Source organism: Kitasatospora sp. NPDC089913 (assembly GCF_044748625.1).
Classification (GTDB): Bacteria; Actinomycetota; Actinomycetes; order Streptomycetales; family Streptomycetaceae; genus Kitasatospora.
Genome location: NZ_JBIVGI010000004.1, coordinates 305,846 through 328,083 on the forward strand (window position 1 = coordinate 305,846; position 22,238 = coordinate 328,083).

Below are 22,238 nucleotides of genomic sequence, written 5' to 3' on the forward strand. Positions count from 1 at the left end.
CCGATGGTGAACGACGACAAGCTGAGGGACTACCTCAAGCGCGTGACGGCGGATCTGCACCACACCCGCCGGCGCCTGACCGAGGCCGAGGAAGCGGGCCGCGAACCGATCGCGGTCGTCGCGATGAGCTGCCGCTACCCCGGCGGCGTACGGTCCCCCGAGGACCTGTGGCGCCTGGTCACCGACGGCACCGACGCCATCACCGGCTTCCCCGCCGACCGGGGCTGGGACCTGGACCACCTGGACGACCCGGAACGACTGCGCGAGGGCACCAGCCACACCGCCCTGGGCGGATTCCTCGACGACGTCGGGTACTTCGACCCCGGATTCTTCGGGATCTCCCCGCGCGAGGCGCTCGCGATGGACCCGCAGCAGCGGCTGCTCCTGGAGACCACCTGGGAGGCGTTCGAACGGGCCGGCATCGACCCCGCGACCCTGCGGGGCAGCAGGACCGGCGTCTTCGCCGGAGTGATGTACCAGGACTACGCGGTACGGCTGCGCCACGTCCCCGACGACGTGGCCGGCTACGTCGGCAGCGGCAGTTCCGACAGCGTCGCCTCGGGCCGCGTCGCCTACACCTTCGGCCTGGAGGGCCCGGCGGTCAGCATCGACACCGCCTGCTCCTCCTCGCTGGTCGCCATCCACCTCGCCGCCCAGGCGCTGCGGGGCGGCGACTGCACCCTGGCCCTGGCCGGAGGCGCGATGGTCATGTCGACACCCGTCCCGTTCGTCGAGATGAGCCGTCAGGGCGGCCTGGCCCGGGACGGCCGCTGCAAGTCCTTCTCCGCCGCCGCCGACGGCACCGGCTGGGGCGAGGGCGTCGGCATGCTGCTGCTGGAGCGCCTCTCCGACGCCCGGCGCAACGGCCACCCGGTGCTCGCCCTGATCCGCGGCACCGCCGTCAACCAGGACGGCGCCAGCAGCAGGCTCACCGCCCCCAACGGCCCCGCCCAGCAGCGCGTCATCCGCCACGCGCTGGCCAACGCCGGACTCACCCCCGCCGACGTGGACGTGGTCGAGGCGCACGGCACCGGCACCCCGCTGGGCGACCCGATCGAGGCCCAGGCCCTGCTGGCGACGTACGGACGCAACCGCGCCGACGGGCAGCCGCTGCTGCTCGGCTCGCTGAAGTCCAACATCGGGCACACCCAGGCGGCGGCCGGTGTCGGCGGCGTCATCAAGACCGTCCTCGCCATGCGGCACGGCACCGTCCCGCCCACCCTGCACGCGCAGGACCCGTCCCCGCAGATCGACTGGACCGCGGGCGCGGTGCGCCTGGTCACCCAGAACACCCCCTGGCCCGAGACCGGACGGCCCCGCCGGGCCGCGGTCTCCTCCTTCGGTGTCAGCGGCACCAACGGACACGTCGTCCTGGAACAGGCGGACGAAGCCGTCCCGGCCGACGCGGACGGACCCGCCCCGGTGGTCGCGGACGGGTCCGCCGCCCCCGCCGTCCTCCCCTGGCCGGTCTCCGGACGCACCGCCGAAGCGCTGCGCGCCCAGGCCGCCCGGCTCCGCGACCACCTCGACGCCCACCCCGGCCCCGGACCGGCCGAGGTCGGCCACGCCCTCGCGACGACCCGCACCGCGCACGAGCACCGGGCGGTCCTGATCGGCACCCGCCCCGAGGAGTTCCGGGCCGGCCTCGACGCGCTGGCGGCCGGACTCGACGCCCCCGGACTGCTCCTCGGCACCGCCGGAACCGGCGGCGAGGTCGCCCTGGTGTTCCCCGGCCAGGGGTCCCAGTGGGCCGGCATGGCCGTCGAACTCCTCGACTCCGCCCCCGCCTTCGCCGCCCGGATCGCGGACTGCGACCGCGCCCTGGCGCCCCATGTCGACTGGTCCCTGGAAGCCGTCCTGCGCGGTGCCCCCGGCACCCCGCCGGCCGACCGCGTCGACGTGGTGCAGCCGGCGCTGTGGGCCGTCATGGTCTCGCTGGCCGAACTGTGGCGCTCCCACGGCATCACCCCCGGCGCCGTCGTCGGCCACTCCCAGGGCGAGATCGCCGCCGCCGTGGTGGCGGGGGCGCTGAGCCTGGAGGACGGGGCGAAGGTCGTCGCCCTGCGCAGCCGGGCGATCCGCGCCCTGTCCGGCCGCGGCGGCATGGCCTCGGTGGCCCTGCCCGTCGAGGAGACCGCCGAACACCTCGCCCCCTGGGACGGCCGGCTGTCCGTCGCCGCCGTCAACGGACCCGCCTCCACCGTGGTCTCCGGCGACACCGACGCGCTCGACGCGTTCCTCGAGCGCACGGCGGCCCTGGGCGTCCGCACCCGGCGCGTCCCCGTCGACTACGCCTCGCACAGCGCCCACGTCGAGGACATCCGCGCCGAACTGCTCGACCGGCTCGACGGACTGACCCCCCGCCCGTCCGCCGTCCCCTTCTACTCCACCCTCAGCGGCGGCCTGCTGGAGGACACCACCGCCCTGGACGCCGACTACTGGTACCGCAACCTCCGCGGCACCGTCCGGTTCGAAGCGGCGACCCGCGCCCTGCTCGCCGACGGCTACCGGGTCCTCCTGGAGAGCAGCCCGCACCCCGTCCTCACCGTCGGCGTCCTGGAGACCGCCGAGGACGCGGGCAGCGACGCCGCCGCCGTCGGCACCCTGCGCCGCGCCGACGGCGGCCCGCGCCGGTTCGCCGAGTCGCTGGCCGAACTCCACCTGCGCGGCGTCTCCCCGGACTGGGACGCCGTCTTCGCCGGCCGCCGCCCCGGCCGGGTGGAACTGCCCACCTACGCCTTCCAGCGCGACCCGTACTGGCTGGAGGACGGCGCCGCGCCCGCCGCCGACGTCGGCTCCGCCGGACTGACCCCCGCGGACCACCCGCTGCTGGGCGCCGTCGTGGTCCTCGCCGACAGCGACGGCCTGCTCCTCACCGGCCGCCTGTCGGCCCGCACCCACCCCTGGCTCGCCGACCACGCCGTCGGCGGCCGGGCCCTGCTCCCGGGCACCGCCTTCCTGGAACTCGCGCTCCAGGCCGGAGCCCGGACCGGCTGCCCCCGGGTCGAGGAACTCACCCTGCAGGCCCCCCTGGTGCTGCCCGAACACGGCGGCGTCGTGCTGCGCCTCACCGTCGGCGCCCCCGACGCCCGGGGACACCGCCCGCTCGCCCTGCACTCCCGGCCGGACGCCGCTGCCGACGGCGACCCCGACGAGGAGTGGACCCGGCACGCCGAAGGCGTCCTGGCCCCGGACGGCGCGGACGGCGCGGACAGTGCGCTCGGCGCCGAGGCCGCCGGGCCGATGCCCTGGCCGCCGCCCGGCGCCGAACCCCTCGCCCTCGACGGCCTGTACGAGCGCTTCGCGGCGGGCGGATTCGCCTACGGCCCCGCCTTCCGGGGCCTGCGCGCGGCCTGGCGGCGCGGCGACGAGCTGTTCGCGGAGGCCGTCGTGCCCGTCGGCCCCGCCGGGACCGTGCCCGAGGCCGCGCGCTTCGGCCTGCACCCGGCCCTGCTGGACGCCGCCCTGCACGCCACGGGCGTGCCCGGCACCCCCGGCGCGGACGCCCACCCGGAAGGACGGCTGCCGTTCGCCTGGAACGGCGTGACCCTGCACGCCACCGGCGCCGGGACGATCCGGGTCCGGCTCACCCCGGCCGGGCCCGACGCGGTGGCGCTCGCCGTCGCCGACGCGACCGGCGTCCCCGTGGCGACCGTGGACGCGCTGGTCCTGCGGCCCGCCGGCACCGCCGCCCTCGGCGCCGGCCCCGGCGGCCGCCACCACCGGGACCTCTACGCGACCGAGTGGGTCACCGTGCCCCCGCGCGGCAGCGGCGCACCCGCCCACCGCACCGCTGACCTGGCCGCGCTGCGGGCCGCCGTCGACGCCGGAGCCCCGGTGCCCGGGACGGTCCTGCTCGTCCGCCCCGGGCCCGCCGCCGGGGCCGGACCCGCCGCGGCGGTCCGCGCGGCCGTCCACCAGGCCCTCGACGACGTCCGGGCCTGGCTCGCCGACGACCGCTTCGCCGACTCGCGCCTGGTGTTCGCCACCCGGGGCGCGGTCGGCACCCGGGAGGGGGAGGACGTCCGTGACCCCGCGCACAGCGCGCTCTGGGGCCTGATCCGCTCGGCCGGCTCCGAACACCCCGGGCGCTTCGCCCTGCTCGACCTCGACGCCGACGACGAGCACGGCACCTCCGCGGCCGTCGACGCGGCCCTCGCCTCGGGAGAACCGCAGTCCGCGGTCCGCGGCGGCGACGTCCGCGTCCCCCGGCTGGTCCGGGTCCCCCGGAACGACCGGAGCCCCTCGGACGACCAGGACACCCCGGCCGACGCGGCCGCGCCGGTCCGGGCCTTCGACCCGGACGGGACGGTCCTCGTCACCGGCGGCACCGGCCTGCTCGGCTCCCACGTCGCCCGCCGCCTGGTCACCGGACACGGCGTCCGGCACCTGCTCCTGCTCTCCCGCAGCGGCCCGGCCGCCCCGGGGGCCGAGGAACTGCGGGCCGAACTCGCCGCCCTGGGAGCCGAGACCGCCGTCGTCGCCTGCGACGCCGCCGACCGGACCGCCCTGGCCGCCGTCCTCGCGGACCTGCCGCCCGCGCACCCGCTGACCGCCGTGGTCCACACCGCCGGCACCCTCGACGACGGCGTCGTCACCGCCCTCACCCCGGAGCGGGTGGACACCGTGCTGCGCCCCAAGGTCGACGCGGCCCTCCACCTGCACGAGCTGACCCGCGACCTCGACCTCACGCACTTCGTGCTCTTCTCCTCGGCCGCCGGCACCTTCGGCGGCCCCGGACAGGCCAACTACGCCGCCGCCAACGCCTTCCTCGACGCCCTGGCCGTCCGACGCCGGGCGGCGGGGCTGGCCGGCCAGTCCCTGGCCTGGACCCTGTGGGAGCAGCCCAGCGGCCTCACCGGACACCTGGACGCGGACGACGTCCGGCGCCTCGCCCGGTCCGGGATGCCGCCGCTCTCCACCGAGCGGGGACTCGAACTCCTCGACACCGCCCTCACCGTGGACCGGGCCGCGCTGGTCCCGATGCGCCTCGACACCGCGGCCCTGCGGTCCGCGGCGGCGGACGGCACCCTGCCGCCGCTGCTGCGCGGCCTCGTCCGCACACCCCCGCGCAGGGCCGCGACCGGGGCGGCGGAGGCCGACGACAACGCCCTGCGCCTGCGCCTCGCGGCCCTCGACACCACCGGACGGACCCGGCTGCTCGTCGACCTCGTCCGCACCCACGCGGCGGCCGTCCTCGGCCACGCCTCCCCGGACACCCTCGATCCCGGACGGGCCTTCCGCGAACTGGGATTCGACTCGCTGGCCTCGGTGAACCTGCGCAACCGCCTGAACACCGCCACCGGCCTGCGGCTCCCCGCCAGCCTGGTGTTCGACCACCCGACCCCGGCGGCGCTCGCCGACTTCCTGGCCGCCGGACTCATGGACACGGGAGCGGCCGCGGCCGCCGTGCCCGCCGTGCCCGCCGGTCGCGGCCAGGACCCGGACGACGGCCGGATCGCGATCGTCTCCGCGGCCTGCCGCCTCCCCGGCGACGTCCGCTCGCCCGAGGACCTGTGGCGGATGCTGGACGAGGGCCGCGACGGCATCTCCGAATTCCCCGACGACCGGGGCTGGAACCCGGACGCGCTCTACGACCCCGACCCCGACCGCGTCGGCACCTCCGTCACCCGGCACGGCGGCTTCCTGCACGACGCGGCCGACTTCGACGCGGAGTTCTTCGGCATCTCGCCGCGCGAGGCGCTGGCCATGGACCCGCAGCAGCGGTTGCTGCTGGAAACCACCTGGGAGCTGTTCGAGCGCGCGGCCATCGATCCGGCCGCCCTGCGCGGGGCCCCGGTCGGCACCTACGTCGGCCTGATGCAGCAGGACTACGCGGCCCGGCTGCTGCCCCACATCCCCGAGGACGTCGAGGGATTCCTCGGCACCGGGAACTCGGGAAGCATCGTCTCCGGACGCCTGGCCTACTTCTTCGGCCTGGAAGGCCCCGCGGTCACCGTGGACACGGCCTGTTCCTCCTCCCTGGTGGCCCTGCACCTCGCGGTCCGGGCGCTGCGCTCCGGCGAGTGCTCGCTCGCCCTGGCCGGCGGCGTCAACGTGATGTGCAGCCCCGAACTGTTCGTCGAGTTCAGCCGGCAGGGCGGACTCGCGCCGGACGGCCGCTGCAAGTCCTTCGCGGCGGCCGCCGACGGCACCGCCTTCGGCGAGGGCACGGGCATGCTGCTGCTGGAGCGGCTGTCGGACGCCCGCCGCAACGGGCACCCCGTGCTGGCGGTCGTCCGGGGCAGCGCGGTCAACCAGGACGGCGCCTCCAACGGTCTGACGGCGCCGAACGGTCCGTCGCAGCAGCGGGTGATCCGGGCGGCGCTGGCGGACGCCGGGCTGACGGTCTCGGACGTGGACGTGGTGGAGGCGCACGGTACGGGGACGCGGTTGGGCGACCCGATCGAGGCGCAGGCGCTGCTGGCGACGTACGGGCAGGACCGTCCCGCGGACCGTCCGGTGTGGATCGGCTCGCTGAAGTCCAACATCGGCCACACCTCCGCCGCCGCCGGGGTGGCGGCCGTCATCAAGTCGGTGCTGGCGATGCGGCACGGGGTGATGCCGAAGACGCTGCACGTGGACGGCCCGACGCCCGAGGTGGACTGGTCCGCGGGCGCCGGCCGGCTGCTGACGGAGGCCCGGGCCTGGGACGACACCGGCCGTCCGCGCCGGGCGGGCGTGTCCTCGTTCGGCGTCAGCGGCACCAACGCCCACGTCGTCCTGGAACAGGCCCCGGCCGACCCGACGGCGCCCGCGCCCGAGCCCCCGCTCACGGACGAGCCCGGGCCTCCGGACACTGCCACCGCCGCCGTTCCCCTGCTCCTCTCGGCGTGCAGCCCCGAGGCGCTGCACGCCCAGGCCGCGGCACTGTCGGCCCGGATCGCGGACGGGTCGGGCGTCCGCGCCGCGGACCTCGGCTTCTCCCTGGCCACCGGCCGCGGCGCGCTGGCACACCGAGCGGTGCTGGTGGGCACGGAGGACAACCTCGCCGAACACCTGACCGCGTTGGCGCAGGGTGCCGCGGTGTCCGGTGGCGGGTTGGTTTCGGGTCGTTCGGTGCTGGTGTTCCCGGGTCAGGGTTCGCAGTGGGTGGGGATGGCTGCGGAGTTGCTGGCCGGGTCTGGGGTGTTCGCGGGGCGGATGGCGGAGTGCGAGCGGGCGTTGGCGCCGTACGTGGACTGGTCGTTGGTGGAGGCGCTGGGCTCGGAGGGGTTGCTCGCCCGGGTGGATGTGGTGCAGCCGGTGCTGTGGGCGGTGATGGTGTCGTTGGCGGAGGTGTGGCGTTCGTTCGGTGTGGTGCCGGACGCGGTGGTGGGCCATTCGCAGGGCGAGATCGCCGCGGCGGTGGTGGCGGGCGGTCTGAGCATCGACGACGGGGCGCGGGTGGTGGCACTGCGTTCCCGCGCGATCAGGGTTCTGGCGGGTCGTGGCGGTATGGCGTCGGTGCCCCTGCCGGCAGACGTGGCACGGGAGCGCATCGCCCCATGGGCGGGCCGGCTCTCGGTGGCGGCGGTCAACGGCCCCTCGTCGACGGTGGTTTCCGGTGACGCGGACGCGGTGACGGAGCTGGTGGACAAGCTGGTCTCCGAGGGTGTGCGGGCGCGCACGATCGAGGTCGACTACGCGTCGCACTCCGCCCATGTCGAGGAGATCCGCGAGCGGCTGCTCGCGGACCTGGTGGGCATCGTCCCTCGCTCCGGGGCGGTGCCGTTCTTCTCGACCGTGACGGGCGACTGGCTGGACACCGAAGCCCTGGACTCCGGGTACTGGTACCGCAATCTGCGGGAGACCGTGGAGTTCGAGCGAGCGACCACGACGCTGCTGGGGGAGGGCTTCCGGTTCTTCGTGGAGTCCAGCCCGCATGCGGTGCTGGGTGTCGCGGTGGGGGAGTCGGCGGAGGCCGCGGGTACGGATGCGGCGGTGCTGGGGACGTTGCGGCGTGGCGAGGGCGGTCGCGAGCAGGTGCTGCGTGCGGTGGGCCGTGCGTGGGAGCGGGGGTTGGGGGTGGACTGGTCGGGTGCGTTCCCGGGGGCCCGCCGGGTGGACCTGCCGACGTACGCCTTCCAGCGCACCCGCTACTGGCTCGACGTACCGACCACCAGCCAGGACATCGCCTCGGCGGGCCTCGCCACGACCGGGCACCCGCTGCTCGGTGCGGCGATGCGGGTCGCGGACTCCGGCGAGCTGCTGCTCAGCGGCCGGATCTCGCTGCGCACCCACCCCTGGCTGGCCGACCACGCGGTGTCGGGCGTCGTGCTCCTCCCCGGCACGGCCTTCCTCGAACTCGCGCTGCGCGCCGGGGCCGAGGCGGAGTGCCCGGTGGTCGAGGAGCTCACCCTCGGAGCGGCGCTCGTGCTCCCGGCCGAGGACGCCGCTCACCTGCAGCTCAGGGTCGCCGGGCCCGACGGCGACGGCCGGCGGCGGCTCAGCCTGTTCGCCCGGACGACGGCGGACGCCGACGCGCCCTGGACCGAGCACGCCACCGGCACCCTGGCACCCCGGCCCGCCGGGGGCCCGGCCGGAACCGCGGCCGCCCTGCTGAGCTGGCCGCCGACCGGTGCCGAGCCCGTGGACACCGGTGACCTCTACGAGCGCTTCGCCGGAGCCGGCTACCACTACGGCCCCGCCTTCCGCGGCATCCGGGCCGCGTGGCTGCGCGGCGGCGAGGTGTTCGCCGAGGTCGTGCTGCCGGAGCGGCAGCACGCCGACGCCGCCGGATGCGTGCTGCACCCGGCACTGCTGGACGCGGCCCTGCAGACCGCCGCGCTGCTGCCCGAGCAGGACGGCGGGGCCCGGCTGCCCTTCAGCTGGAACGGTGTGACCGGCGGGATCACCGGGGCCACCACGCTGCGCGTGCGGCTCGCCACCGCCGGGCCGGACGCCGTGACCCTGCACGCCCACGACCTGTCCGGACGGCAGGTGCTCGGCGTGGAGAGCCTGCTGCTGCGGCCTCCGGCCGCCGGCGGGCCGCTCTCCGCGACCGCCCACGGCGACCTGCTGTACCGCCTCGACTGGACCCCGGCCACCGACCCGGTCGACAGCGCCGTGCCCGGCTGGGCCGCCCTGGGCGGTGCCGTCCCCGGTGCGGTGTCGTGGCCGGACCTCGACGCCCTGGGGGCCGCCCTCGGAGCCGGCGCCGCCCTTCCCGAGGTGGTGGTGGCGGCCGTCGCCACCGCCGACCTGCCCGACCCCGCCGACCGGGTCCGCGCCACCCTGCACCAGGGCCTCGCCCTCGTCCAGCAGTGGCTGGCCGACGAGCGGTTCGCCGCCGCCAGGCTGGCCCTGCTCACCAGGGACGCGGTCCGTACCGGGCCGGTCGACCGTCCGGTCGATCCCGCCCAGGCCGCCCTGTGGGGCCTGGTGCGCAGCGCGCGGGCCGAGCACCCCGGGCGCTTCGTCCTCGTCGACGCGGCCGGCCCCGGCGGGCCGGGCGACGCCCTGCCCGCGGCGCTCGCCGCCGGGGAACCCGAACTCGCGCTGCGGAACGGCCCGCCGCTGCTGCCGCGGCTCGTCCGCGGCGGTCGGCCGGACGGCACGCTGTCCCTGCCGGAGGGCACCGCCTGGCGGCTCACCACCGACGGCCGGGGCTCCGCGGAGGACATCGTGGCGGAGCCCGCTCCGGCGGCCCTCGCCCCGCTGGGCAAGGGCGAGGTACGGATCGCGGTGCGCGCCGCCGGGCTGAACTTCCACGACGTCATCGCCGCGCTCGGCCTGGACCCCGACCCCGAGCAGCAGGGACTGGGCAGCGAGGGCGCCGGGACCGTCGTCGAGGTGGGCCCGGGCGTGGACGACCTGGTGCCCGGGGACCGGGTGATGGGGATCTTCGGGGGCGCGTTCGGCCCGACCGCCGTCGCCGACCGCCGCACCGTCGCCCGGATACCGGCGGGCTGGTCCTTCGCCCGCGCCGCATCCGTGCCGGTGGTGTTCCTCACCGCCTACTACGGTCTGTTCGACCTCGGCGGACTGCGGCGCGGGGAGTCGGTCCTGGTCCACGCGGCGGCCGGCGGTGTCGGCACGGCGGCGGTGCAGCTGGCCCGGCACGCCGGTGCGGAGGTGTTCGCGACGGCCTCCCCCGCCAAGTGGGAGGTCCTGCGGGCCGCCGGACTGGACGACGCGCACATCGCCTCCTCCCGTACCACCGACTTCGCGGAGGAGTTCCTGACGGCCACCGGCGGGCGGGGCGTCGACGTCGTACTGGACAGCCTGGCGCGGGAGTTCGTCGACGCCGGTCTGAGGTTGCTGCCGAACGGCGGCCGGTTCGTGGAGATGGGCAAGACCGACGTCCGTGACCCCGAGGCGGTGGCCGGGCAGCACCCCGGGGTCCGCTACCGGGCGTTCGACCTGATGGAGGCCGGTCCGGAGCGCATCGGCGAGATGCTCGCCGAGCTCCTCGACCTGTTCGAACAGGGGGTGCTGCGTCCCCTGCCCGTCACCGGCTGGGACGTCCGGCAGGCCCCGGCCGCCCTGCGCTCGCTCGGCCGGGCCCGGGGCATCGGCAAGAACGTCCTGCTGCTGCCCGCTGCGCCGGACCCCGAAGGGACCGTCCTGATCACCGGGGCCACCGGCACCCTGGGACGGCTCCTGGCCCGGCACCTGGTCGTCGCGCACGGGACCCGGCACCTGCTGCTGGCCGGCCGCCGGGGCGGATCCGCCGACGGCATGCCGGAGCTGGTGGGGGAACTGACCGGGCTCGGGGCGTCGGTGACCGTCGCGGCCTGCGACGTCGGCGACCGCGCCGCGCTCGCCGCCCTGCTCGGGTCGGTGCCCGCCGCGCACCCGCTGACCGCCGTCGTCCACGCGGCCGGTGTCCTGGACGACGCCACGATCGCCGGACTGACCCCGGACCGGCTCGACCGCGTCCTGCGGCCCAAGGCGGACGCGGCGCTGGCCCTGCACGAACTCACCCGGGACCTCGACCTCGCGGCGCTGGTCCTGTTCTCCTCGGGCGCCGCCCAGTTCGGAGCGGCCGGGCAGGCGAACTACGCGGCCGCCAACGCGGTCCTCGACGCCCTCGCCGCCGAACGCCGGGCCGAGGGGCTGCCCGGGCTGTCCATCGGCTGGGGCCTGTGGGAGGAGCGCAGCGGGATGACCGCCGCGGTCACCGCGGGCCGGGGCGCCGGGGCGGGCGCACTGACCTCGGCGGAGGGCCTCGCGCTGTTCGACGCGGCGCTGGACTCCCCGTACGCCTACCGGCTCGCGGCCAGGATCGCCCCGTCCGTGCTGCGGGCGGACGACCGACTGCCCGCCGTGCTCCGCGGTCTGCTCCGCCCCGCCCGGGCCGGTGCCTCCGCCGCCGCGGAACCGGTCCGCTCGATGGCGCGGCAGCTCGCCGAACTGCCCGAGGCCGAGCTGCACCGCACCCTGCTCGACCTGGTGCGCGGCACCGCCGCGGCGGTGCTCGGCCACAGTTCGCCGAACCTGGTCCGGCCGACCCGCCCGTTCAAGGACGTCGGCTTCGACTCCCTCACCGGGGTCGAACTGCGCAACCGGCTGGCGTCCGCGACCGGGCTGCGGCTGCCGGCGGCGCTCGTCTTCGACCACCCCACGCCGGAGGCGCTGGCACGTCACCTCGCCGAGCGGGCGACCGCTGCCCGCCCGACCGGCGACGCGGCGGTCCGGGCCGGGCTCGACACCCTGGAGACCCTGCTCGACGCCCTGCCGCCGGACGGCGTCAGCGACGAACTCGCCGCCCGGATCAGGGAAGTGCTGTCCCGCCCGCTGCCCGGCGGGACCGCGGCCGGCAGCGTCCGCCCCACGGGCGAGGTGGACGACCTGGCCGCCGACCTGATCGAGGCGGCCAGCGACGACGAGGTGTTCGACTACATCGACCGGCAGTTGGGATCCGCATGACCGGGGCACCGGTCCACGCCGTCCGCGCACCCCGCGCACCCCGCGCACCCCGCGCCCTCCCGGCCGTCCGCGCACCCCGCGCACCCCGCGCCCTCCCGGCCGTCCGCGCACCCCGCGCGGCCAGGGACGAGACCCGAGCAGCCCGAGACGAAAGCAGCGGTGTCCAGTGAGCGACCAGAGGATGCGCGACTACCTCAACCGGGTGACCATCGACCTGCGGGACACCCGGTTGCGGCTCCGGGAGGCCGAGGCCCGCGCGAGCGAGCCGATCGCGATCGTTGCGATGAGCTGCCGCTTCCCGGGCGGTGTCCGCACCCCGGAGGACCTGTGGGACCTGCTCGCCGAAGGCCGCGACACCGTCGGGTCCGTCCCCGGGGACCGGGGCTGGGAGACCGCCTGGCCGTCCGGCGGCACCGTCCCCGGGCGGGGGGCGTTCCTCGACAGCGCGGCGGACTTCGACCCGGAGTTCTTCGGCATCTCGCCCCGTGAGGCGGTCGCGATGGACCCGCAGCAGCGGCTGCTGCTGATGGCGTCCTGGGAGGCCGTCGAGCAGGCCGGCATCGACCCGCTCACCCTGCGGGGCAGCCGCACCGGGGTGTACGCCGCGGCCATCGACCAGGGGTACGCGACGCTGGGCTCCGGCGCCGCCGAAGCCGTCCAGGGGTTCCTGATGACGGGGAACTCGATGAGCGTGATGTCCGGGCGGGTGTCCTACGCGCTCGGGCTCGAAGGCCCCGCCGTCACCGTGGACACCGCCTGTTCGGCCTCGCTGGTGGCGCTGCACCTCGCGGCGCGGGCCCTGCGGGCCGGTGAGTGCTCGCTCGCCCTGGCCGGCGGGGTCAGCGTGATGGCGCTGCCGGCGGTGTTCGTCGAGTTCAGCCGCCAGGGCGCGATGTCCGCCGACGGCCGCTGCAAGCCGTTCGCCGCGGCCGCGGACGGCACCGGCTGGGGCGAGGGCGTGGGGATGCTGCTGCTGGAGCGGCTGTCGGACGCGCGCCGCAACGGCCGTACGGTGCTGGCCGTGCTGCGCGGTTCGGCGATCAACCAGGACGGCGCCAGCAACGGCCTGACCGCCCCCAACGGCCCCTCCCAGCAGCGGGTGATCCGAGCCGCCCTCGCCGACGCCGGCCTGACCGCGTCCGAGGTGGACATGGTGGAGGCGCACGGCACCGGTACCACCCTCGGCGACCCGATCGAGGCCGACGCGCTGCTCGCCACGTACGGCCAGGACCGGCCTGCCGGGCGTCCGCTGTGGCTGGGGTCGCTGAAGTCGAACATCGGGCACACCCAGGCCGCCGCCGGGGTCGCGGGGGTGATCAAGGCGGTCCTCGCGCTGCGGCACGGCGTCCTGCCGCGCACCCTGCACGTGGACGCGCCCACCCCGCACGCCGAGTGGTCCTCGGGCGCCGTCGAACTCCTCACCGAGGCCCGTGACTGGCCCGCGCTCGACCGGCCGCGCCGGGCCGGGGTGTCCTCGTTCGGCATGAGCGGCACCAACGCGCACGTCGTCCTCGAACAGGCACCGGAGCCCGAACCGGCCGACGGACCGGAAGCAGCGACCGACGGGCCGGACACCGCGGCCGCGCCGGGCGCTCCCGGGGCCGTGCTGCCCTGGGTGCTCTCCGGCCGCACCGCCGCCGCGCTCGGGGACCAGGCGGCCCGGCTGCGTGCCCGGCTCGCCACGGACACGCCCGCACGGCCGGCCGACATCGGGTTCTCGCTGGCGACCACCCGGTCCGCCTTCGAGCACCGGGCCGTGGTGATCGGCGACGGACACCCCGAACTGCTGGACGGCCTCGCCGCCCTGTCCGGACCGGGCACGGACGTCCTCACCGGCGCGGCCCCGGATCCTGCCCCGGCTGCGCCCGCCGATGTCGTAGCGGGCACCGGCCGGGTCGTCGAGGGCCGGACGGCCCTGGTGTTCCCCGGCCAGGGCTCCCAGTGGGCCGGCATGGCACAGGACCTGCTCGCCACCAGCCCCGCCTTCCGGGACCGCCTCACCGCCTGCGACGCCGCCCTCTCCGCCCATGTCGACTGGCGGCTCCCCGCCGTCCTGGAGGGCGCGCCCGGGGCACCCTCGCTGGAGCGGGTGGACGTCGTGCAGCCGGTGCTGTGGGCGGTGATGGTGTCCCTGGCCGCGCACTGGGAGTCCTGGGGCGTCCGGCCCGACGCCGTGGTCGGGCACAGCCAGGGCGAGATCGCCGCCGCCGTGGTGGCGGGGGCGCTGAGCCTGGAGGACGGGGCGAAGGTCGTCGCCCTGCGCAGCCGGGCCATCCGGGCCCTCGCCGGACTCGGCGGCATGGTCGCGGTGTCCCTGCCCGAGGACCGGGTCCGCGCCGAGATCGCCCCCTGGGCCGGGAAGCTGTCGCTGGCCGCCGTCAACGGGCCCGCCGCCGTGGTGGTCTCGGGGGAGCCGGGTGCCCTGGCCGAACTGCTCGCCCACTGCGCCGCCCGGGGCGTACGGGCCCGGTCCGTACCCGTGGACTACGCCTCGCACTCGGCCCAGGTCGAAGGAATCAGGTCCGAGGTGCTGACCGCGCTGGCCGGCGTACGCCCGCTCCCGGCCCGGATCCCGCTCTTCTCCACCGTCACCGGCGACCGGCTCGACACCACGGTCATGGACGCCGACTACTGGTACCGCAACCTCCGCGGGACCGTCCGCTTCGACGCGGCCGTACGCGCCCTGGTCGAGCAGGGCCACGAGGTCTTCGTCGAGGTGTCGCCGCACCCGGTGCTCACCATGGCCCTCCAGGACACCGCCGAGGCCACCGGCGCCGAGGAGCCGCCCGTGGTCGTCGGCACCCTGCGCCGCGACGACGGCGGACTGCGCCGGGCCCTGCGCTCGGCCGCCGAACTGTGGGTGGAGGGCGCGGCCGTCGACTGGTCCGCGGTGTACGCCGGCACCGGCGCCCGCCCGACCGCCCTGCCCGGATACCCCTTCCAGCTGCGGCGCTACTGGCTGGAGCCGGAGGCCGCGCCCGACCCCGGACCGGCCGCCGCCGACCCGCACGACACGGCCTTCTGGCACATGGTCGACCACGACGCCCCGGCCGAGATCGCCGCCCACCTCGCCGTCGACGAGGAGGCCCTCGCCCCCGTCCTGCCCGCCCTGCGCGGCTGGCGCAAACAACGGCGCGACGAGAGCGTCGTCGACTCCTGGCGCTACCGCGTCGGCTGGCAGCCCCTGCCCGACCCGCCGGCCGCCACCCCCGCCGTCGGCACCTGGCTCGTCGTCCTGCCCGCCGGACACGCCGACGACGCACGGGTGCGCGGCCCGCTGCTCGCCCTCACCGAGGCGGGCGCCACCGTCGTCACCGCCGAACTCACGGCCGACGCCGTCCGCCGCACGGACCTCGCGGACACGCTCGCCACCGCCCTCGGCGACCGCGTCCCGACCGGTGTGCTGTCGCTGCTGGCCGCCGACGACCGGCCCCACCCCGACCACCCGGCCCTGCCCACGGGGACGGCACTCACCGTCGCCCTGGTGCAGGCCCTGGGCGACCTCGCCCTCGCGGCACCCCTCTGGTGCGCCACCACCGGGGCCGTGTCCACGGGCCCGGACGACCCGGTCACCCACCCCCGCCAGGCACTGGTCTGGGGCACCGGACTGGTGGCCGCGCTGGAACTGTCCGCCCGCTGGGGCGGCCTCGTCGACCTGCCGCCGGACCTCGACGCCCGCGCCGGGGCCCGGCTCGTCGCGGTACTGACGGCCCACGGCCCCGGCACGGACGGCGCCGGCCGCGAGGACCAACTCGCCCTGCGCCCCACCGGCCTGCTGGCCCGCCGGCTGCGGCGCGCCCCCCGGACCGACGGCCGTACGGAGCACTGGAAGCCCCGCGGCACCGTCCTGCTGACCGGCGGCACCGGAGCCGTCGGCCCGCACCTCGCCCGCTGGCTGGCCCGCGGCGGTGCCACCCACCTCGTCCTGCCCGGCCGCCGCGGCCCCCAGGCACCCGGCGCGGCCGAACTCGCCGCGGAACTGGCCGCCCTCGGCGTACGGCTGACGCTGCCCGTCTGTGACCTGGCGGACCGTCAGGCCGTTGCGGCGCTGCTCACCGGCCTGGAGACGGCGGGCGACCCGGTCACCGCGGTCGTCCACGCGGCCGCCTTCGTCGCGCTCGCCCCCCTGGACGCCACACCGATGTCCGCGTTCGAACAGATCGTCGCGGCCAAGGCCGCCGGCGCCGAACACCTCGACGCGCTGCTCGACCGCGAACTCGACGCCTTCGTCCTGTTCTCCTCGATCGCCGGGGTCTGGGGCAGCGGCGACCACGGCGCCTACGCCGCGGCCAACGCCTACCTCGACGCCCTGGCCCAGCACCGCCGGGCCCGCGGCCTCACCGCCACCACCGTCGACTGGGGCATCTGGCAGGCCGAGAACCCCTGGCAGGACCGCCTCGCCGGAGCGGACGCCGACCTGTTCAACCTGGAGCAGCACGGCCTGCCCAGGATCGCCCCCGACCTCGCCGTCCACGCCCTGCAACAGGCACTGGACGACGACGAGACCGTACTCGCCGTCGCCGACGTCGACTGGGAGCAGTTCGCCGCCGTCTTCACCTCCACCCGCCCCAGCCCGCTGCTCACCGGCATCCCCGAAGCCCGACGTGCCCTGGAGGCCTCGACCGGCGACACGGCGGCACCCGCCGCCGCGCTGCTGCGCCAACGGCTGGCCGGCCTCGCCGAGTCCGAACAGCACCGCCTGCTGCTCGACCTGGTCCGCACCCACGCGGCGGCCGTCCTCGGCCATCCCTCGGTGGACGCGATCCGGCCCGGCGCGGCCTTCCAGGACCTGGGCTTCGCCTCCCTCACCGCGGTCGAACTCCGCAACCGGCTCAACACCGCCACCGGACTGCGGCTGCCGTCCACCCTGATCTTCGACCACCCGTCGTCCACCGCGCTCGCCCGGGAGGTCCGCGCCGAACTGCTCGGCCGGCAGGCCGGCGAGCCGCGCCCCGGCGACCCGGACGCCGCCGCGAACCCGCCCGCGCCCGCTTCCGACGACGAGCCGATCGCGATCGTGTCCATGGCCTGCCGTTTCCCCGGCGGCATCGGCACCCCGGAAGACCTGTGGAGCCTGCTCGCCGCCGGTGGCGACGCCGTCTCGGACCTGCCCGTCGACCGCGGCTGGGACATCGAGTCCCTCTACGACCCCGACCCCGACCGCGCCGGCACCTCGACCACCCGGCGGGGCGGCTTCCTGCACGACGCGGCGGACTTCGACGCGGAGTTCTTCGGCATCTCGCCGCGCGAGGCCCTGGCCATGGACCCCCAGCAGCGGCTGCTGCTGGAGACCACCTGGGAGGCGATCGAACGCGCCGCCATCGACCCGGTCGCCCTGCGCGGCAGCCGCACCGGCGTGTTCACCGGCGTCAACTACGCCGACTACGCGGCCGTCGTCGCCCGGTCGGAGGAGGGGGACGGCCACCTGCTCACCGGCAGCGCACCCAGCGTCGTGTCCGGCCGGGTCGCCTACACCCTGGGCCTCGAAGGCCCCGCGGTGACCGTCGACACGGCCTGCTCCTCCTCGCTCGTCGCCATGCACTACGCCGGCCGGGCCCTGCGCGGCGGCGACTGCTCCCTCGCCCTGGTCGGCGGCGTCGCCCTGATGGCGACGCCCGGCGCCCTGATCAGCTTCTCCCGTCAACGGGGACTCGCCGAGGACGGCCGCTGCAAGGCCTTCTCGGACGACGCGGACGGCATGGGCATGGGCGAGGGCGTCGGCGTCCTGCTGCTGGAGCGGCTGTCGGACGCCCGCCGCAACGGACACCCGGTGCTTGCGGTGGTCCGCGGCTCCGCCGTCAACCAGGACGGCGCCAGCAACGGACTCTCCGCCCCCAACGGTCCGTCGCAGCAGCGGGTGATCCGGGCGGCGCTCGCGGACGCGGGGCTGTCGGCGTCCGAGGTCGACGTGGTGGAGGCGCACGGCACCGGCACCACCCTCGGCGACCCCATCGAGGCGCAGGCCCTGCTGGCCACCTACGGTCAGGACCGGCCCGCCGAACGGCCCCTGCTGGTCGGCTCCCTCAAGTCCAACCTCGGCCACGCCCAGGCGGCGTCGGGTGTGGCGGGGGTCATCAAGACGGTGCTGTCCATGCAGCACGGGCAGGTGCCCCGCACCCTGCACGTCGGCACGCCCTCCAGCCACGTGGACTGGACGCGCGGCGCGCTGGTCCTCGCGACCGAGCAGCAGCCCTGGCCGCGCCACGACCGCCCCTTCCGGGCCGGGGTGTCCTCGTTCGGCCTGAGCGGCACCAACGTCCACGCCATCCTCGAACACACCCCTCCGGAGGACGACGGTCCGCCGGCCGAGCGCACCCCCCTGCCGGCGGTGCCCTGGCTGCTGTCGGCGAAGAGCCCGCAGGCACTTCGTCTCCAGGCCGACCGCCTGCGCCGCCACCTGGACGGCAACCCCGGCGGCGACCCGCGTGACATCGGATCCGCCCTGCGCACGCGCACCGCCTTCGAGTACCGGAAGGCACTGGTCGGGAACGGGGACCGACTTCGCACCCTGCTGGGCCAGATGGCCGACGACGATTCGGGAACGTGGGACGGCGGTCGCCCGGTCGAGGGTCGTTCGGTGCTGGTGTTCCCGGGTCAGGGTTCGCAGTGGGTGGGGATGGCCGCGGAGCTGTTGGCCGGGTCGGGGGTGTTCGCGGGTCGGATGGCGGAGTGCGAGCGGGCGTTGGCGCCGTATGTGGATTGGTCGTTGGTGGAGGCGCTGGGTTCGGAGCGGTTGCTCGCCCGGGTGGATGTGGTGCAGCCGGTGCTGTGGGCGGTGATGGTGTCGTTGGCGGAGGTGTGGCGTTCGTTCGGTGTGGTGCCGGACGCGGTGGTGGGTCATTCGCAGGGTGAGATCGCGGCGGCCTGTGTGGCTGGTGGTCTGAGCATCGACGACGGGGCGCGGGTGGTGGCGCTGCGTTCCCGTGCGATCAAGGTCGTGGCGGGTCGTGGCGGTATGGCGTCGGTGCCGTTGCCGGTGGAGGCGGTGCGGGAGCGGCTGGGGGGCCGGTTGTCGGTGGCGGCGGTGAACGGTCCGTCGTCGACGGTGGTGTCGGGTGACGCCGACGCGGTCACCGCGTTCGTCGAGGAGTTGGTGGGGAAGGGGGTGCGGGCACGTCTGATCGAGGTCGATTACGCGTCGCACTCCGTCCATGTGGAGGAGCTCCGCGAGCGTCTGCTGTCCGACCTGGACGACATCACCCCTGTCACCGGTTCGGTGGCGTTCTTCTCGACGGTGACGGGTGGTTGGCTGGACACGAAGTCCCTTGACGCGGAGTACTGGTACCGCAATCTGCGGGAGACCGTGGAGTTCGAGCGGGCGACCACGACGCTGCTGGGCGAGGGCTTCCGGTTCTTCGTCGAGTCCAGCCCGCATGCGGTGCTGTCGGTCGCGGTGGGGGAGTCGGTGGAGGCCGCGCGTACGGATGCGGCGGTGCTGGGGACGTTGCGCCGTGGCGAGGGTGGCGTGGAGCAGGTGTTGCGTGCGGTGGGCCGTGCGTGGGAGTGCGGGTTGGGGGTGGACTGGTCGGGTGCGTTCCCGGAGGCCCGCCGGGTGGACCTGCCGACGTACGCCTTCCAGCGCACCCGCTACTGGCCCGAGTCCGCGCCCACGACGGCGGCCGATGTCAGCTCGGCCGGGCTCGACCCGGCCGACCACCCCGTCCTCGGAGCGGCCGTCGAGCTGGCCGACACCGGTGAACTCGTGCTCACCGGCCGGCTGTCGCTGCGTACCCACCCCTGGCTCGCCGACCACGCCGTGGCCGGTACGGTCCTGCTGCCCGGCGCGGCCTTCGCGGAACTCGCGGTCCGCGCCGCGGACGAGGCCGGATGCCGCACGGTGGAGGAACTGACACTTCAGTCACCGCTGTTGATACCCGCCGACACCGCCGTCCGCCTGCAAGTGCGGGTGGGCGCCGCGGACGCGCACGGCAGCCGCTCGCTGGACCTGTTCTCCTGCCGGGAGGACGCGGCGACCCAGCACTGGACCGCGCACGCGACCGGCGTACTCACCGCCGACGCCACGACCCGTGAGCCGGGGTCCGCTCCCGCACCGGACGACGCCGGCGCCTGGCCCCCGCCCGGCGCCGTCCCGATCCCCGTCGACGACCTGTACGAGCGGTTCGACGCCTCCGGGTACGGCTACGGACCCGCCTTCCGCGGGCTCACCACGGCCTGGCGCCGGGGCGAGGAGATCCTCACCGAGGTACGCCTGCCCGAGGACCAGCACCGGTCCGCCTCCGCCTACGGTGTGCACCCCGCCCTCCTGGACGCTGCCCTCCAGGGGCTGTTCCTGCGCGCCCAGCAGGAGGACGGACCCGACCCGGACCGGCCCTCCGCCGGACTGCCGTTCTCCTGGAGCGGAATCAGGCTGCACGCCTCCGGAGCCACCGTGCTCAGGGTGCGGCTCGGTCTCCGGCCCGACGGATCGGTGTCGATCGACGCGACCGACCCGAACGGCCTCCCGGTCGCGTCGGTCGAGGCGCTCGCCGTCCGCCCGGTCGACCTCGACACCCTCCGCCCGGGCGCGGGCCCGGAGTCCCTCTACCGGCTGCGGTGGTCGGCGGCGCCCGCCACCGCACCCGCCGACGCCCTCGGGCACTGGGCGGTCCTCGGCGGCCGGGACCTCTTCCCGGACAGCTATCCGGACCTGGCCGCGCTCGGTGCCGCGCTGGACGGCGGAGCGCCGTCGCCCGCCGCCGTGCTGGCGTGGTGCGACCACGCCCCGGAACTCCCGGTCCCGCCCGACGCCGCATCCGTGCACACCGCCCTCGACGACGCCCTGCGGCTCGTCCAGGACTGGCTGGCCGACCCGCGGTGGGACGACGGCACCCGGCTCGTGCTCGTCACCCGGGGCGCGGTGTCCACGGCGGCCGGTGAAGAGGTCATCGACCTCACCGGCGCGGCGGTCCGCGGCCTGGTCCGCTCCGCCCAGTCCGAGCATCCGGACCGCTTCCTGCTGATCGACACCGACGACCCGGCGGCCGTGACCGGCCTGCTGCCCCGGGCACTGGCCGGAACGGAACCCCAACTGGCGATACGCGGCGGGGAGCTGCTCGCCGCCCGCCTCACCAGGGCCACCGTCGCGACGGACCCTGACCAGGCCCCGGACACGCCGTCCGGCATCGCCGCGACCGGGGGAACCGTCCTCGTCACCGGGGCCGGCGGCACGCTCGGCGGCCTGGTGGCACAGCACCTCGTGACCGCGCACGGCGTACGGAACCTGCTGCTCGTCGGCAGGCGGGGCGCGGACGCCCCGGGCCTGGCCGACCTCGCCGCCGAACTGCGCGGCCTCGGCGCCCGGGTGGACGTGGCGGCCTGCGACGTCGCCGACCGGGACGCGCTCGCCGCGCTGCTCGCCGGTGTCCCCGCCGACCGTCCGCTGAGCGCGGTCGTCCACGCGGCCGGCGTCCTGGACGACGGGACGGTCGAATCGCTGACCCCCGGGCGGATGCGCCACGTCCTGCGGCCCAAGGTCGACGCGGCCCTCAACCTGCACGCCCTCACCCGTGATCTGCCGCTGTCGGCCTTCGTCCTGTTCTCCTCCGCGTCCGCGACGGTCGGCAACGCCGGGCAGGGCAACTACGCGGCCGCCAACGCCTTCCTCGACGCGCTCGCCCAGCACCGCCGGGCCCTGGGACTGCCCGCCCAGTCCCTCGCCTGGGGCCTGTGGGAGCGCCGCAGCACCATGACCGGCACGCTCACCGCCGCCGACCTGCGGCGGATGTCCCGGGGAGGTACGGCGGCCATCGGCAGCGACGAGGGTCTGGCCATGTTCGACGCGGCGCTCACGCTGGACGAACCGCTGCTCGTCCCGGTCAGGATCGACCTCGGCCGGCTCCGGACGGCTGCCCGGACCGGACCCGTTCCGGCCCTGCTCTCCGCCCTGGTCCCCGGCACCGCACGCCGCCCGGCGTCCGGGGCCGACGCCGCCGGAGCGGACTCGCTGCGCCGCCGGCTGACCGGCCTCACCCCGGAGGAACGCGTCGCCACCCTGCTCGAGCTGGTACGGAGCCGGGCCGCCGAGGTCCTCGGCCACGGCGGAGCCGGGGCCGTCGACCCGGACCAGGCGTTCAAGGACCTCGGCTTCGACTCGCTCACCTCCGTCGAACTCCGCAACCGCCTCAGCGCCGCCACCGGCCGCCGGCTGCCCGCGACCCTGGTCTTCGACCACCCCACCCCGGCCGCCGTCGCCGCCCACCTCAGCGGGCGCCTGGTACCCGACGGGGCGGGCGACCCCGTCGGCACCGGGAAGGCCACCGAGGCGCACCGCGCGGACCGGCCGGAGACACCGGACACGCCGGCTCCCGCCGCCGCCGACATCAACGCCATGGCCGTCGACGAACTCGTCCGGATGGCCCTGGGCGGCGAACGTGATTGACCGACAG

2 protein-coding genes are annotated in these 22,238 nt (G+C 76.3%); both read left to right on the plus strand.

Annotated features, from left to right (window positions below):
* Positions 1-3: 3 nt before the first annotated feature.
* Positions 4-11,853: an SDR family NAD(P)-dependent oxidoreductase gene (locus tag ACIPYS_RS09425; protein ID WP_400745061.1), complete on the plus strand. Its 11,850-nt coding sequence runs from the start codon at positions 4-6 to the stop codon at positions 11,851-11,853.
* A 181-nt stretch (positions 11,854-12,034) separates the two neighbouring features.
* Positions 12,035-22,231 (plus strand): type I polyketide synthase, encoded by a 10,197-nt coding sequence (locus tag ACIPYS_RS09430; protein ID WP_400745209.1) that lies wholly within the window; start codon positions 12,035-12,037, stop codon positions 22,229-22,231.
* Positions 22,232-22,238 lie beyond the last annotated feature (7 nt).